Raw genomic sequence first — 12,535 nt, forward strand, 5'->3', positions numbered from 1 at the left:
GTGTCACCACTGGCCGAGCGTAAAGAGCTTGCGCACGAACAGCCGGAACGCCACAGCACCCCCGAGCATCGCCAAGCCCTGCGGGATGTTGAAAACCGAAACGAAGTACAGGATGTCGCTGCCCATCTGACCAATCAGCGACTGCAACGAGTACTGCGTAAGGAACTGAGGCGCCGGAGCCGCAGCGATCAACGAGGCAACTGCCGACAGGAACAGATCGAAGGCGGCAATCGCAAGGTCGATGGTGATGTCCCACATCGCCTGGAACACCGCGACAAAGACTTTCCCGAACCACGCCAGGACAGAAGACAGGGCATTGATGATGGCATCAAACATCGCTCAGCCCCCTCACAGAAAGGCAATCGCAAACGCGGCAAAGGCAGCGGCCGCGAGCACCGCATACCCGGCAATCTGATACGCCAATGAAGCTGACGAGCTGCAGAAGATCGGCCCCAACGCAATCGACGGTGTCCAATCCGTCTGAGGCACGACCCACTGCGGACAAGTACCAGACGCATTCACGGTAAAAAAGCCCTGCACACCTGCCCCAATGGCAGAAGCCTTCACGGTGTTAGCAAAAGCGTTGAGCACATCTCCAAACGTCTTCGTCTTCTTGTCGTACAGCTTGATGTCCGGACTCACGAGCGTAGCCGTCGTCGGTTGCGGCTTGTCCTGCTGATTCGCCGGGTTGCCACCAGTTGCGGGCGGCGCTTGATCGGTCGTCGTCGTCGTCGTGGTGGTCGTGCTGCCGTCCGGATTCGTGACCGTTGTCGACGTCGATGTTGTTATCGTGGTCTGCCCCTCAACAGGGTTAGTCCGATCGTTGGTGCCCGTCACCGTGGTGGTCTTGGTCGTGGTGTTCGTCGTCGTCGTCTTGCTGCCATCGGCGTTGACCTTAGTAGACGAATCCGTCGAGGGCGCCGTCGTCACAGTTGCGGACGGGCACGACGTGCTATTCACCGCGCAACCGTTGTTCGTCCAGCTAGAACCGCCAGTAGAAAACGACACGCCGAAGCCAGTGCGCGAATCGCTATACAGGCCATAACACGGGTCAGAGGTAGACCCATCGGTGAGAGCCAGCGTCGGCCCACAGTTCATATCGTTGTAGATCGACGGCCACGAGTCAGGATGCGCCTTGATGGCACCCTGAATCTGCGCATCAGTAGCAGCCTGCTTCGGCGCAGACGGATCAGGAGAACACGCAGACCCACTATTCACATAACCAGTGGCGCAGGCGCCCGTTTGGTTCGCCCTGCTATACGGATAAAAATCCAAATCGCTCTTTAGAATTTTTGCAGTGCCGGTGTACGTACCATCACCATTGGCAACCACACCACCGTACTGATACCAAGTACTCGGCATGCTCGCCCTGCACGCAGCATCCGGACTATCGCCATACCCGCTGCCGCCACCAGCGCTGCCCCAATTGCAAAACCACTGATGCCCGTTAAACCCTACGTCACCCGCGCTGGCAGACAACGCAGGCGCAACTACCTGCCCGTTGCTATCAAGCGAAACATCACCACCAAGGCGATTCATCAACGTCACCAAAGCAACGCCGCCGATGATGCCCCCACGAATGGCCGTCATGCCAACCGAAGCCATCACATCACCCGCCACCGCAGCAGTGCCCACGGCAGGAATGGCGACAGCAGCAACGCCCACAGCCGCAACACCAACGGTGATCGGTATCAGCACGTTCATCACGTTGTTGGACGGCGGTTGCGGCACACCATTACCGCTCTGTCTCGCTGACACATCGACGCCCACACTATTGCCCTGAATGCACATCTGCCCGGGCATCGTGCACCCACCGTAACCCACTGCCGCGCGCGCCGAACCAGCCATCAATACGCCAGCGATCAGAAACACGCACGCCAAGTCGAGCAAAAACTCCGCAAACCTCAGACGCTTGTCCATCGCTCAGCCCTCACTCAACCCACGAACAGCAGCAACACCGCACGCAGCGCCCAACAGGAAATACGCCAGCAACCAGAACATGGGACCCCCTAAACCGTTAACCAAAAACGGCCCGCACAAGGCGAGCCGTCCGCACTGCAATGCGACCAATCAGCGGAAGAAGCCGACCAGCTTGTTGACGGCCCACTTCGTCACGTTCGGCACGATCTTCACCGCACCCATCGAAACGATCCCGGCACTCACAGTACCGATGGCCACCGCCGAAATGATGCTCGACAGGTCCGGACCAGTTGCCTGCGCCATCGCTGCACCAGCCGCACCAACCGTCAACGTGAGACCCACTGCGATCTTGTTGCCCAAATTGCCCTTCATGATTGACTCCTAGTCATTGAACATGGCGACCAAACGACCGATTGCGTAGCCCACCAAGTAGGACGCCGCCACCAGCCCAAATGCCGTCACAAACACTGTCGCCAAATCTGCCTGCGACGGAACCTGCATCCACGTGTAGAACGTGGTCGCGTTCTGGAACTCCCCAGGCGTCAGCATCAGGTACCCCTGACACGCCTGCGGCGCATCGTTGGTCACCGTCAACGCGCCGCCGTCGGCGACCAGAACGCACTGAGCCATTACGCTTCCACCACGTCGAGCACGTGATCGACCGGCACGATGGTTTCCACCTCGCCTGTGTCCTTGTTCTTAAACTGATACGGCTTGCGCTGATAACCGCCCAGGCTGCACAACACCGTCACTTCGTCGCCCTTCTCACCGAGCTTCTGTTTGGCGCGCACCTCAACCACCTGCGGACGGCTGTAAGCGTCCGGCGCGGGCGTGATGATTCGCGTGTACCGCGTGCCATCGAACGAACGCATCTGCTCAATGCGGCCACGAACCATCACCTGCATGGGCTTAATGGAAGCGGGCTTCTGTGCACCCGGTGTGTTTTCCTGAGACATGACTGCTCCTTACGCGGCAAGCCGCAACGTTTCCCGGCTCACTTGCAATTCCTCGCGGTTGCGCGCCGGGAGATGGCACAGCCGTGGGTCCGTCCGTACCGGACTGAAATCGTGGGGAAGTACGCCGCCGTTGGCGACGACCACCACATCGGTGCCGCGCCAGGACACGCCGGCATCCTCAAGCTGCTTGCGGTTCCGGTAGAACACCGTCCTAGCGAAATGCTCACGCGTTACCTCGTCACCCAGCGTGCACAGCGAAGACCAGAAGCCATACAGCCGAGTACCAGTCGAATCGCCATACACACCCTTGAGGCGGTGAAGCACCGCCCTGCTCTCTCTCACCGTCGTCATCGCTTGCTTCCCCTCGCGCAGGAGCTTCTCGATCTCGGTGTCAAAGACGCCCTCCAGATACGCGTCCGTCACCTCATCCACTCGCGGATGCTTCCCAAAGTCGTACTGGAGCTTGTCGCTATGCACTTCCACCTCGGCGCGCAGGCGGTTCTCCGCCAGGCGCAGGAGCGCTGCAACCTTGCGCTCGGCCAGCACACGGCTACGTTCCTCGTCGTGCCCGTGACGATGCTTGAACACCTGCGAGAAAAAGCCCCGCAGGCGGCCACGGTCATGCACCTGGAACTCGGTGCCCTTGTGATAGAACTTGACCGTAGTGGTCTTGCCCGCGAAGTACACCGCCATGGAGTACTTCGCTGCGCCCTTCTGCCGGCGCGGAAAGCTGATGAGCTGCAGGCCGTCGAAGAACTCCTTGCACGCAGCCTTCGAGAGCCGATAGACCGATGCCACGTCAACGCGATGCACGGTCCACCAGTCGGCCACCGGCAAATCGGTCTGCAACAGATCCTCGACCAGAGCGACGAAGTCGCGGCACGCCTGCAAGAAATTCGCGGGCCCACCGTAGACGTTGTGGCCGTGCTTGATCTTGTGCACCGACGCTTCGATGAGGATGTACGGGTCACACGGCACCAGCTCGGGACGGCCGTTCTTATTGACTACCCACTCCTCGTTCTTCGGGATCACCGAGATGCGTGAATCCCAGGAGCCGAGCAGCTCGCCCGTGAACAGCTCATAGAGGATTTCGCCGCTGGCGCAGTCCAAGCCAGAACGCAACAGGCACTGCCGTTTGATGCGCTCAACCACGGCGTTGCCAAGGTACGGAGAGCGCAACCGGACGGTGTCGTAGGCCATCAGAACCCCTCGCCAGAATCCGAGGAATTCCCGAAATCGGGACTGTCAGGCGGTGCTACCACGCCCGCCTGACAAAAAGCAGCCTCGCTGCGCGAGGCCAAAAACTCGGCTTCCGCAGCGTCAGAAAGTGCTGCATTCACGTCATCAAGGGACAGAGAACCACGACGAGCGGCCACACGGCCGCCCGATGCGTTGCGATAGGCTTGCTCCGACGCACGCGCACGGCGCGCGGCCGCTTTCTGCTCGAGCAACTCACGCAGCCAGACTGGCATCGTCTGACCTGCAGCCGCTGACGCAACCGGAATGACACGCCCAGCGCGGCGGGCCGCGCCCTCCGGGGCGGCGCCGGCGCGCAGGGCGGCAGAACTCGACTGAGATTGGCCGCCCTTCATTGCCCGTTCTCCAAACGCGAGTCCTGCATGCGGCGAAAAACGTCCGCGAGCAGATCCTTGTCGGTCGGCTGGCCCTCTTCGTCCAGTTCGCCGCCCTCGTCCAGGTAGTCTTCAATCGCTTCCTGCAGATCGACCTCATACGCATCAGCCATCGCTGCATTGGCCTCATCCAGCTCGGCGCGCAGATAGTCGACTCGCTCGCGCAGCGCCTCGGCAACAGCGCACAAATGGTTGTAGCGCGCCATGACCTCGTCGCGCTCCTCTTCCGTCCAGGCACCGATGCGCAACCCGTCGTTCGCCTCAAGGCCCTCTTCAAAGGCCTCATTGATCAGGTCAGCAAATTCCTCGAGCTTGTCCTCGCCAGCAGCGATGATCTCTTCCAGCTCGCGCAGGTTGTAGTCGCTCATCGGGCACCCCGCTGTGCAGCGCGGTACTTACTCGCAAAGCGCTCCAGCTCGAGACGGCGAGCAACACGAGGAGAAACGTACGCGACGAGCTGGAAAGCGTCTGACACAACAGCACGCACCGCGCGCACGGGCAAAGAGACAATGACCAGCAACAGCACGGCGTACACACACGACACCATGCGCACCCACCACAAGAAAGTGATGACGGCAGTGACGCCGCTGAAATCGATGTAGGCGAGTAGCCAGATCGCGTCGCGCGCGGGGCTGATTGAAGCGGCGAGCAGCGAAAGCGCCGTCGCGCAGAGGAAAAGAGGGATGCGACTACGGACGAAACCGTCCACCAGCTGGCTTTCCATCGTTTACCCCCTGCCCGGTTAACCGGTTATATTTCGCTTGAAATCTCAGGCGAGATTCATCTCGGGTGAGATTAAATATCTCGGGTGAGATGTTGTCAAGGCAGATGGAGGCAACAGATGAAAAGCACGAAGTACCTGGACGCCGTCAAGCAGGCACACCAGCTCAAGAACGACACGGCCCTAGCAGACCTGCTGGGCGTAGGTCAGAACACCGTTAGCCAATGGCGTAACGGAAAACGATTCATGGATAACGAAATGTGCCTGAAGCTCGCACAGGCCCTGGACATGCAGGACCCCATGCCGATCATCATGGCCGCGGATATGGACCGAGCTGAGCGCGCTGGTCAGCGGTCGCTATGGGAAGTTTTTTCACCGAGGATGGCGCATAGCGGCCTGGTCGCCCTCCTCGTCGCGCTGCTGGCCAGTGTCACAAATTTTGCGACACCCTCACCCGCCGAAGCCGCGCCGTTGAGCCATTCGTCGGCCCCTAACACTTTGCATTATGTTAAATAAAATACGGACCAGCATCGCCGATCCCAACCCGTTCTTGACTAAGCCTTCTTCAAAAACTCCGGCTTGAGCAGATAGCTCACCCCATCGATCTTGCAATCGATCGGATGGTCGCCCGAGACAAAGCGGATGTTCTTGATCTTGGTGCCGGCCTTGAGCGTGCCCGACCCGCCCTTGAGCTTCAGGTCTTTGACCAGCGTGGCTGCATCGCCAACGTTCAGGACATTGCCGTTGCTGTCCTTGATCACGAGCTCGGCTTCCACTTCGACTTCCTGCGCTGCCGGGTTCCACTCGTGCGCGCAATCTGGGCAGATGAAGAGTTCGCCATCCTGGTAGGTGTTTTCAGAGGCGCATAGCGGACAAGCTGGAATGGCGGACATATCGATCGAGTTGCGTGAAATTGGCGAAACGGGCCGCACTATAGCAGCCGTGATGCCGCCCAACGGTTGATGATCGTCACGCCAGGGTGCCGAGCACACCCATGAAGTTGCAAAGCGCCGCACTCTGCGCCTGTGCCCGCCAGAGCAAATGGACTTCCACCGCCAGCGGCAACCAATCCACCCGCTTGAACACCACGCCGGGCGGGTTCATGCGCTGGATGCTGTCCTGCATGACGGCCACCCCCAGGCCCGCACCGACCAGCCCCAGAATGATCGAGATCTGCGGCGCCTCGAACTGGATATCCGGACGGAATCCGCTCGATTCGCACGCCTCCAGCAGCCGCACGCGCCCCGCCGGGTTGAGTGCCTTGGGAAACGCGATCCACGGCAGGCCGTCCAGGTCTTGCGGCGTCACCGTGGGCCGAGCGGCCAGCGGATGGTCTTCGGCCATCGCCAGCACAAACGGCTCGCGCGTCAGCAGGCGGCTGGCCAGGGTGCCATCGGGTTTTGGCGGGTTGTAGACGAAGCCGACGTCGATCGCTGAACGCTCCAGCGCCTCGGCTTGTTCGCCGGAGCGCATGGTCGACAGCTTCAGGTTCACACGCGGATACGCCGCCCGGAACTGCCGCAGGGCAACCGGCAGCCGTCCACTGTGGACCACTCCTTCGCAGTAGCCGATGCCGAGCGTGCAGGCCTCTCCCCTGCCCGCCTGGCGCGCCTGCTCTTCCACCCGTTCGGCTTGGGCGAGCAGGTTGCGAGCCTCCAGGAGGAAATCCCGGCCGGCGGTGGTCAGCCGCACACGCTGCTTGACGCGCTCGAACAGTTGCAGCCCGAGGTGGTCTTCCAACTGGCGGATCTGGCGTGAGAGCGGCGATTGCGAGATGTGCAGCCGCTCAGCAGCACGCCCAACGTTTTCCGTCTCCGCCACGGCGACGAAATACCGGAGCTGTTGCAGTTCCATGGTAAGTCCTACGATGCATCAAGTCTGACAAATTCAGTCTTGGACAGCATTATATGGTCGGCCATAGAGTCAACGCATCGCGACTTCGCACCGATTGCGAAAGGACTTGACATGGATACCACCACACATCGGCCCAGCCTGACGCCGCATCTGACGATTCCCCAGGGCATTCTGCTGACCACGCTCGTCTTGCTGAGCGCATCCGGCCTGGTTGCCTCGGACATCAACCTGCCGGGCATGCCGCTCGCTGCCCAGGCGCTGGATGCCCCCATCACAGCCTTGCAGCAAACCTTCAGTGTGTACGTGATTGGGCTGGCGGTCGCGCAAGCGCTGTATGGCGCGCTGTCGGACACCTACGGGCGCCGGCGCCTGGTGATCGGCGGCATGGCGGTCTATGCGCTGGCGTCGATCGCCTGTGCGCTGGCGCCCAGCGTGGCGCTGTTCGGCCTGGCGCGCGTGTTCCAGGCGCTCGGCGCCGGGGCCGGCATGGTGATCGGCCGCGCCATCATCGGCGACATCTTCGATGCCAAGCGGGCCGCGCGCATCTTCACCACCATCATGCCGATCGTCGGGGCATCTCCCGCACTGGCGCCGCTGGTGGGCGGCTATTTGACGGACTACGTCTCGTGGCGCGCGCCTTTCCTGCTGACGGCCGCCCTGGGCGTCGCGGCAGTCGTGCTGATGCTGCTCTATATCCCAGAGACCATGCCCCAGGCGCGCCGGCAGCGCAGCGCGTTCGTGACGTTCCGCAATTACCCGATGCTGCTGCGTCAGCCGCGCTTCTGGACGTACGCGCTCAACCTGTGCGTCGCCTATGCGGCCTACCTCGGCTATCTGGCGGCGTCACCCGTGATTCTTGAACACATGGGGCTGGGGCCCAAGGCCGCCAGCACGTGCTACATCAGCCTGTCGGTCACGTACATCTTCAGCAACCTAGTGTCGCGGCATTTTGCGGGCCGGTATGCGCTCGATCGGCTGCTTGGCGTTGGCTATGCATTCTTTGCGCTTGGCGCAGTGTGCCTGGTCGGCGTAGCGCTGGTTGGCGTGAGCACGCCCTGGCCGGTGATCTTTGCCATCTCCATCATCACGCTGGCCAATGGCGTGCTGATACCGCTGTCGTTTGCGGGCGGTGTGACGAGCTTTCCGTCCACGGCGGGTGCCGCCTCGGGCCTGATGGGGGCGATGCACCTGGCCGCCGGATCGGCAGCCATCTACATGGTTGCCGCATTGCCGGGCACCGTTTCCGCACTGGCGGCATTTGTTGCCTGCGTAGCCGCTTTCGGATGCATCGCATTTCCGCTTTCGCTGCGCCTGGCACGGCAATCCGAAGAGGTGCCGGCGATAACCTGCGCCGCACGCTGAGCCAGCATCACCGCGCAATCATCTTGTTGGCATCGCCCTTCGGTATCATCCCGTCTTCAACGTTTTTACCCGATCTGGGAGGTCATCATGGGCGAAGCCAAACGACGCGGCACGCAAGCCGAACGCGTTACCCAAGCGAAATCCCGGCTGGACGCGCTGCGTCCTGAAAAGCTGGTCTGCGGCGCCTGCCAGACCGCCTTCACCGAGTTTGAAGGAATGGAGCCGCGCGACATGCCCGGCATCCACGCCATCTTTGGCGGCGAATGCCCGAACTGCGGCGAGAGCGTGATCTCGTTCAACGGCGAGCCCGAAGCCGTGGCCGCCGCCATGCTGGCCTATCAGGACGCCATGGAAGACGCCAAGCTCGGCGCGCAGACGCAGGAGGGCAAACACGTGCCGTACGTGGACGAAGAAGACAAGCCCACACAACATTGAGCACCGAGCCCGCCATGCAAGACACCCCGGTGCACCGCTACCGCCACTACAAGGGCGGCGAATACGAATGGCTGTGCGAGGCCACGTACGAGCCGGATCCCTCCATCAAGATGACGGTCTATCGCGCTGCCAACGGCACGATATGGACGCGCCCGTCGACGATGTTCCACGAGATGGTGGAAGTCGACGGCCGTCAGGTGCCGCGTTTCGCGCGCATCGACTGAATGACGAGCGATAGCGTTTCAGTACGAGCGGGCCTGCGGGCCCGCTTCACATATTGGCGCGACCTGACCGGTGTCTGGGCTGCCCGCCATGGCCAACTGGCGGCGGGGCTGCACGAGTTTGTCGTCTTCGGCATCAAGCAGGCGTGGGCCTGTCTGTTTGGCGGGTTGATGGTCGCCCTGCTGATCGGTACACACCTCTGGTATCCGGCCGATGCGCCAATTGCCCGGTACGACGCGCTAACGATTGCCGCGGTCATCATTCAGATCACCCTGCTTTGGCTGAAGCTGGAAACGTGGGATGAAGCCAAGGTGATCCTGATGTTCCACGTGGCTGGCACGGGCATGGAGGTGTTCAAGACAGCCGTCGGCTCGTGGATCTATCCGGAGGCTTCGGTGTTGCGCATTGGTGGCGTGCCGCTGTTTACCGGCTTCATGTATGCCGCGGTGGGCAGCTATATCGCGCGGGCGTGGCGCGAGTTTGATCTGCGGTTCTCGCACCATCCGCCGCTGGTGGTCACTGCCCTGCTCTCGCTGGGTATCTACGCCAACTTTTTCCTGCACCACTACTGGTGGGATGTGCGCTACGTGCTGATGGCGCTGATTGCCGTGGCGTTCCGCCGCTGCTGGATTCATTTCCGCATTGATCGCGAGCACCGGCGCATGCCGTTCCTGCTCGGCTTCACGCTGGTGGCGCTGTTCATCTGGCTGGCAGAAAACATCGGCACATTCACACGCACCTGGCTCTACCCGAACCAGTTGCAGGGCTGGGAAATGGTGTCGATCGCCAAGCTTGGCGCGTGGTTCCTGCTGACCATCATGAGCTACGTCATGGTGACGCTGGTCAACCCGCCGCGGCCCGTTGAGGGTGCTTGAGATCAGCCTGTTCAGCGGGTGCCCGATCGCGCAGTTCGAACGTCACGCGCACACGGCGTGAGAACTGCAGGTAAACGCCGCAGGTCAGCAACATCGCCACGGCCACCACCACGCCGTCGATCACGGTGGTGCGCGCACCGGCAACGCCGCCCGCCATCAGCATCAGCCCGATCATCGGGGGCAGCAGCGCCATGTGCACGATCGTGGCCAACCGGAACGCGCTATCGTGCGTAGTGGCCAACACCAGCACCGTGACGCACGAGATCAGATAAAGCAGCGTGGTCAGGTTGACCGCCCCACTGCCCGGCGTGTTGGCATCGAAGAGATCAGCGCCGGCCAACTGCAGCGCATCGACCGACAAGCCCTGCCAGAACACCCACGTTGGCCCCGCGATGGCAATAGCCAGCACCCACGGCAGCCAGCCGGCAATGCCATACAGCGGATGGTGTTCTGCTTCGATCGGGTCAATGTCGACCCAGCGATGCGTCAGCATGATGCACCCCCAAAACAATGCGCGCCCGTTCTGGTAACGGGTGACTTCTGCAGGTGCCCGGCGGCACCCGCTTTCCCTCCTTCCAGCTTAGTGCTTGCCGCAATGCAAGCAAGCCGTCACCACTTGGTGGAAACCACGATCACGTTGCCGCACACGGCAGGCAGGCGCGATCAAAAGTGTGGAAATTGGTACCGACGTGTCAGGTATCGCATGCCTGGGCGACCAACCTGCATAGCTCGCGTCCGAGCGGGTGGCCGTGCCGCTTGTGCCCGCTCTCTCGGATGCGCCTGCCAATACCGTTCATCGGACGGAACCCCACCAGGAGGTGTTGCATGCAACGAGAACTGTTCTCCCCGACGGCCCTGCAGAAAGCTGGGCAAGCCATCGTCTTCTATACCGTCGCACTGATTTTTCTGGGGTACGGTGCCTACAAGTTCACGGCGGTCGAGGCTGAGGCCATCTATCCGCTGACCAGCAATAGCCCGCTGTTTTCCTGGCTCTATAGCGTGCTCAGCAAGCAAGGGGTGTCCAACCTGATCGGCGTGGCCGAAATTGCGCTGGCGCTGGCCATGCTGTGGCGCGGCCACTGGCGCGTGCGCTTGGCCGGCAGCCTGGGGATCGCTGGCGCGCTGTTGAGCACGCTGTCGTTTCTCATTACCACGCCGGGCATTGGTCTTGATGGGTTCATCATCAAGGACGCCGTCTTGCTGGGTGGCGCGCTCTGGGCAGCCGGCGCTGCGTGGCAATCCGGCTTGGTGCATCCGCGCCAATCCGGCGCGCTGGCTTAGCCTATCGACGGAAAAGGCGCGGGCGATCCGGGTCGTATAGCGGGTCGGGCGTGATCTGCGTGAGCTGCAGCACGCCGGCCGGATCAAAGTAGAAATGCATCAGCGATGGCCAGACGTCGTCCGACTTGAAACGGTATGACCAGACGAGCCGGTCCATGCGGGGGAAATACGCCGTTTCGACCGGCTTGCCAAAGTGCCGCAGCACGTCGTCCTGGGTCCAGGTGCCGATCTTCGCCTGGGCAAACTCAAGGCTGCGCAGCACCTGCTTGAAGTCGATCAGCTTGCCGCTGGCATCGAAGTCCGCCGCGTAGGTGAACTGGCCATAGGGCTGCGTGGGATACAGCCAGCGCGTGCCGCCATCCAGCGGGTAGGACTCACGCGGCGGGCCAAACTGTGCCTGCACCGCAGATTGATCACTGCCGACCAGGCGCTGCCCCTTCGTCACTGGGGATTCCAACGCGGCACACCCTGCCAGCGTGGCCACCATCATGATCGCCGCCAGCCAACGCATTGCGCGCATGACAACCGCCTCCATCCTGTCTTTCGAGGGTGGACAGTGTAGCGCTGGCCAGCGGTTCAGCGTGCAAGCAACGGTGCAATGTCGAGGTGTGCAGCAGCAAGGCGTGCATCTGCTTGCGGCAGACGCGGAATGGTGCCCAGATGCGGCGCCCCGATCCAGCGACGCAGGGTGGTGACGTTATCGTCCAGACCAGCCATGGCCGGGTCGACCACGTTGCCAACCCAGCCCGCCAGGTGCAGTCCGCGCGCGGCGATCGCCTCGGCGGTCAGCGCTGCATGGTTCAGGCACCCCAGGCGCAGCCCGACCACCAGCACCACCGGCAGGCCCAGTGCCACGGCCATCTCTGCCGTATCAAAATCGTCGGACAGCGGCACGCGAAAGCCGCCTACGCCCTCCACCACGACCGCGTCGGTCAGCGACTTGGCCTGCACGAATGCATCGAGAATGGGCGGCAGCGCAATCGTTACGCCCTCGCGCGCAGCCGCCAAGTGCGGCGACATCGGTGCATCCAGCAGCCACGGGCAAATCGTTGCCAGCGGCAGATCCACCGAAGCGGCGGCGCGTAGCTGCTCGATGTCTTCATTCGTGCGCGTTGGCGCGCCGGTGCAGTTGCCAAGCAAAGTTCCCGCCGCAATCGGCTTGAGGCCGGCGCTGCGGTAGCCGGCATCGGCCAACTTGGTCAGCAATGCGGCACTGACCAGCGTCTTGCCGATCTCGGTATCGGTGCCGGTCACGAAACAGTCGAAGCGCGGTGGCAT

General features: G+C 62.1%; 20 protein-coding genes. 6 read left to right on the forward strand and 14 right to left on the reverse strand.

Annotated elements, in window-relative coordinates; translation table 11 throughout:
* Positions 1 to 3 precede the first annotated feature (3 nt).
* From F7R11_RS10655 to F7R11_RS10695, 9 genes are all read right to left on the reverse strand, one after another.
* Positions 4 to 336, reverse strand: coding sequence for a DUF2523 family protein (locus F7R11_RS10655; RefSeq protein WP_064803403.1), 333 nt, complete (start codon positions 334 to 336; stop codon positions 4 to 6).
* Positions 337 to 348: 12 nt separating this feature from the next.
* Positions 349 to 1,920 (reverse strand): hypothetical protein, encoded by a 1,572-nt coding sequence (locus F7R11_RS10660; protein ID WP_064803405.1) that lies wholly within the window; start codon positions 1,918 to 1,920, stop codon positions 349 to 351.
* A gap of 150 nt (positions 1,921 to 2,070) precedes the next feature.
* Positions 2,071 to 2,292 (reverse strand): hypothetical protein, encoded by a 222-nt coding sequence (locus F7R11_RS10665; RefSeq protein ID WP_064803407.1) that lies wholly within the window; start codon positions 2,290 to 2,292, stop codon positions 2,071 to 2,073.
* A 9-nt stretch (positions 2,293 to 2,301) separates the two neighbouring features.
* Positions 2,302 to 2,550 (reverse strand): hypothetical protein, encoded by a 249-nt coding sequence (locus tag F7R11_RS10670; RefSeq protein WP_064803409.1) that lies wholly within the window; start codon positions 2,548 to 2,550, stop codon positions 2,302 to 2,304.
* Positions 2,550 to 2,876, reverse strand: a complete 327-nt coding sequence (locus F7R11_RS10675; protein ID WP_064803411.1) for a hypothetical protein — start codon at positions 2,874 to 2,876, stop codon at positions 2,550 to 2,552. Before F7R11_RS10675 ends, F7R11_RS10670 begins: the two co-directional genes overlap by 1 nt.
* A 9-nt stretch (positions 2,877 to 2,885) precedes the next feature.
* Positions 2,886 to 4,076 carry a phage/plasmid replication protein, II/X family gene (locus F7R11_RS10680; protein WP_064803413.1) on the reverse strand — a complete coding sequence of 397 codons (1,191 nt, stop codon included), beginning with the start codon at positions 4,074 to 4,076 and terminating at the stop codon, positions 2,886 to 2,888.
* Positions 4,076 to 4,468, reverse strand: a complete 393-nt coding sequence (locus F7R11_RS10685) for a hypothetical protein (RefSeq protein ID WP_231973204.1) — start codon at positions 4,466 to 4,468, stop codon at positions 4,076 to 4,078. Before F7R11_RS10685 ends, F7R11_RS10680 begins: the two co-directional genes overlap by 1 nt.
* Positions 4,465 to 4,875 carry a hypothetical protein gene (locus F7R11_RS10690; RefSeq protein ID WP_064803415.1) on the reverse strand — a complete coding sequence of 137 codons (411 nt, stop codon included), beginning with the start codon at positions 4,873 to 4,875 and terminating at the stop codon, positions 4,465 to 4,467. The genes F7R11_RS10685 and F7R11_RS10690 overlap by 4 nt, the downstream gene beginning before the upstream one ends.
* Positions 4,872 to 5,231, reverse strand: a complete 360-nt coding sequence (locus tag F7R11_RS10695) for a hypothetical protein (RefSeq protein ID WP_064803417.1) — start codon at positions 5,229 to 5,231, stop codon at positions 4,872 to 4,874. Before F7R11_RS10695 ends, F7R11_RS10690 begins: the two co-directional genes overlap by 4 nt.
* Before the next feature lie 117 nt (positions 5,232 to 5,348).
* Here F7R11_RS10695 and F7R11_RS10700 point away from each other — a divergent pair, with 117 nt between their 5' ends.
* Positions 5,349 to 5,744, forward strand: a complete 396-nt coding sequence (locus F7R11_RS10700; protein ID WP_064803419.1) for a helix-turn-helix domain-containing protein — start codon at positions 5,349 to 5,351, stop codon at positions 5,742 to 5,744.
* A 38-nt stretch (positions 5,745 to 5,782) separates the two neighbouring features.
* On the opposite strand, the gene F7R11_RS10705 is transcribed toward F7R11_RS10700, so the two are convergent.
* Both F7R11_RS10705 and F7R11_RS10710 read right to left on the reverse strand, forming a co-directional pair.
* Positions 5,783 to 6,121 carry a zinc ribbon domain-containing protein YjdM gene (locus F7R11_RS10705; protein ID WP_064803422.1) on the reverse strand — a complete coding sequence of 113 codons (339 nt, stop codon included), beginning with the start codon at positions 6,119 to 6,121 and terminating at the stop codon, positions 5,783 to 5,785.
* 76 nt (positions 6,122 to 6,197) lie between these two features.
* Entirely contained in the window at positions 6,198 to 7,082 is an 885-nt protein-coding gene (locus tag F7R11_RS10710; protein ID WP_021194481.1) for a LysR substrate-binding domain-containing protein, read from the reverse strand.
* Between the two features lie 111 nt (positions 7,083 to 7,193).
* Here F7R11_RS10710 and F7R11_RS10715 point away from each other — a divergent pair, with 111 nt between their 5' ends.
* From F7R11_RS10715 to F7R11_RS10730, 4 genes are all read left to right on the forward strand, one after another.
* Positions 7,194 to 8,444 carry a multidrug effflux MFS transporter gene (locus tag F7R11_RS10715; RefSeq protein ID WP_064803424.1) on the forward strand — a complete coding sequence of 417 codons (1,251 nt, stop codon included), beginning with the start codon at positions 7,194 to 7,196 and terminating at the stop codon, positions 8,442 to 8,444.
* A gap of 87 nt (positions 8,445 to 8,531) precedes the next feature.
* Positions 8,532 to 8,879, forward strand: a complete 348-nt coding sequence (locus F7R11_RS10720; RefSeq protein ID WP_021194479.1) for a hypothetical protein — start codon at positions 8,532 to 8,534, stop codon at positions 8,877 to 8,879.
* A 14-nt stretch (positions 8,880 to 8,893) separates the two neighbouring features.
* Positions 8,894 to 9,103, forward strand: coding sequence for a DUF1653 domain-containing protein (locus F7R11_RS10725; protein WP_021194478.1), 210 nt, complete (start codon positions 8,894 to 8,896; stop codon positions 9,101 to 9,103).
* Positions 9,104 to 9,976, forward strand: a complete 873-nt coding sequence (locus F7R11_RS10730; RefSeq protein ID WP_064803426.1) for a DUF817 domain-containing protein — start codon at positions 9,104 to 9,106, stop codon at positions 9,974 to 9,976.
* On the opposite strand, the gene F7R11_RS10735 is transcribed toward F7R11_RS10730, so the two are convergent.
* On the reverse strand, positions 9,945 to 10,469 hold the full coding sequence (locus F7R11_RS10735; protein ID WP_064803428.1) for a hypothetical protein: 525 nt from the start codon (positions 10,467 to 10,469) through the stop codon (positions 9,945 to 9,947). The two genes, F7R11_RS10730 and F7R11_RS10735, sit on opposite strands and share 32 nt — an antisense overlap.
* Before the next feature lie 332 nt (positions 10,470 to 10,801).
* Between F7R11_RS10735 and F7R11_RS10740 the strand changes: the two genes are divergently transcribed.
* Complete coding sequence (locus F7R11_RS10740; protein ID WP_021194475.1) at positions 10,802 to 11,257, forward strand: DUF417 family protein; 456 nt, start codon at positions 10,802 to 10,804, stop codon at positions 11,255 to 11,257.
* Between the two features lies 1 nt (position 11,258).
* Here the strand turns inward: F7R11_RS10740 and F7R11_RS10745 are convergent, their stop codons facing one another.
* Both F7R11_RS10745 and bioD read right to left on the reverse strand, forming a co-directional pair.
* Positions 11,259 to 11,777 (reverse strand): hypothetical protein, encoded by a 519-nt coding sequence (locus F7R11_RS10745; protein ID WP_031329245.1) that lies wholly within the window; start codon positions 11,775 to 11,777, stop codon positions 11,259 to 11,261.
* Between the two features lie 56 nt (positions 11,778 to 11,833).
* Positions 11,834 to 12,535 (reverse strand): dethiobiotin synthase, encoded by a 702-nt coding sequence (bioD, locus tag F7R11_RS10750; protein ID WP_064803430.1) that lies wholly within the window; start codon positions 12,533 to 12,535, stop codon positions 11,834 to 11,836.

The sequence above is a fragment of the Ralstonia insidiosa genome, assembly GCF_008801405.1.
In the GTDB taxonomy this organism is placed as follows: Bacteria; Pseudomonadota; Gammaproteobacteria; order Burkholderiales; family Burkholderiaceae; genus Ralstonia; species Ralstonia insidiosa.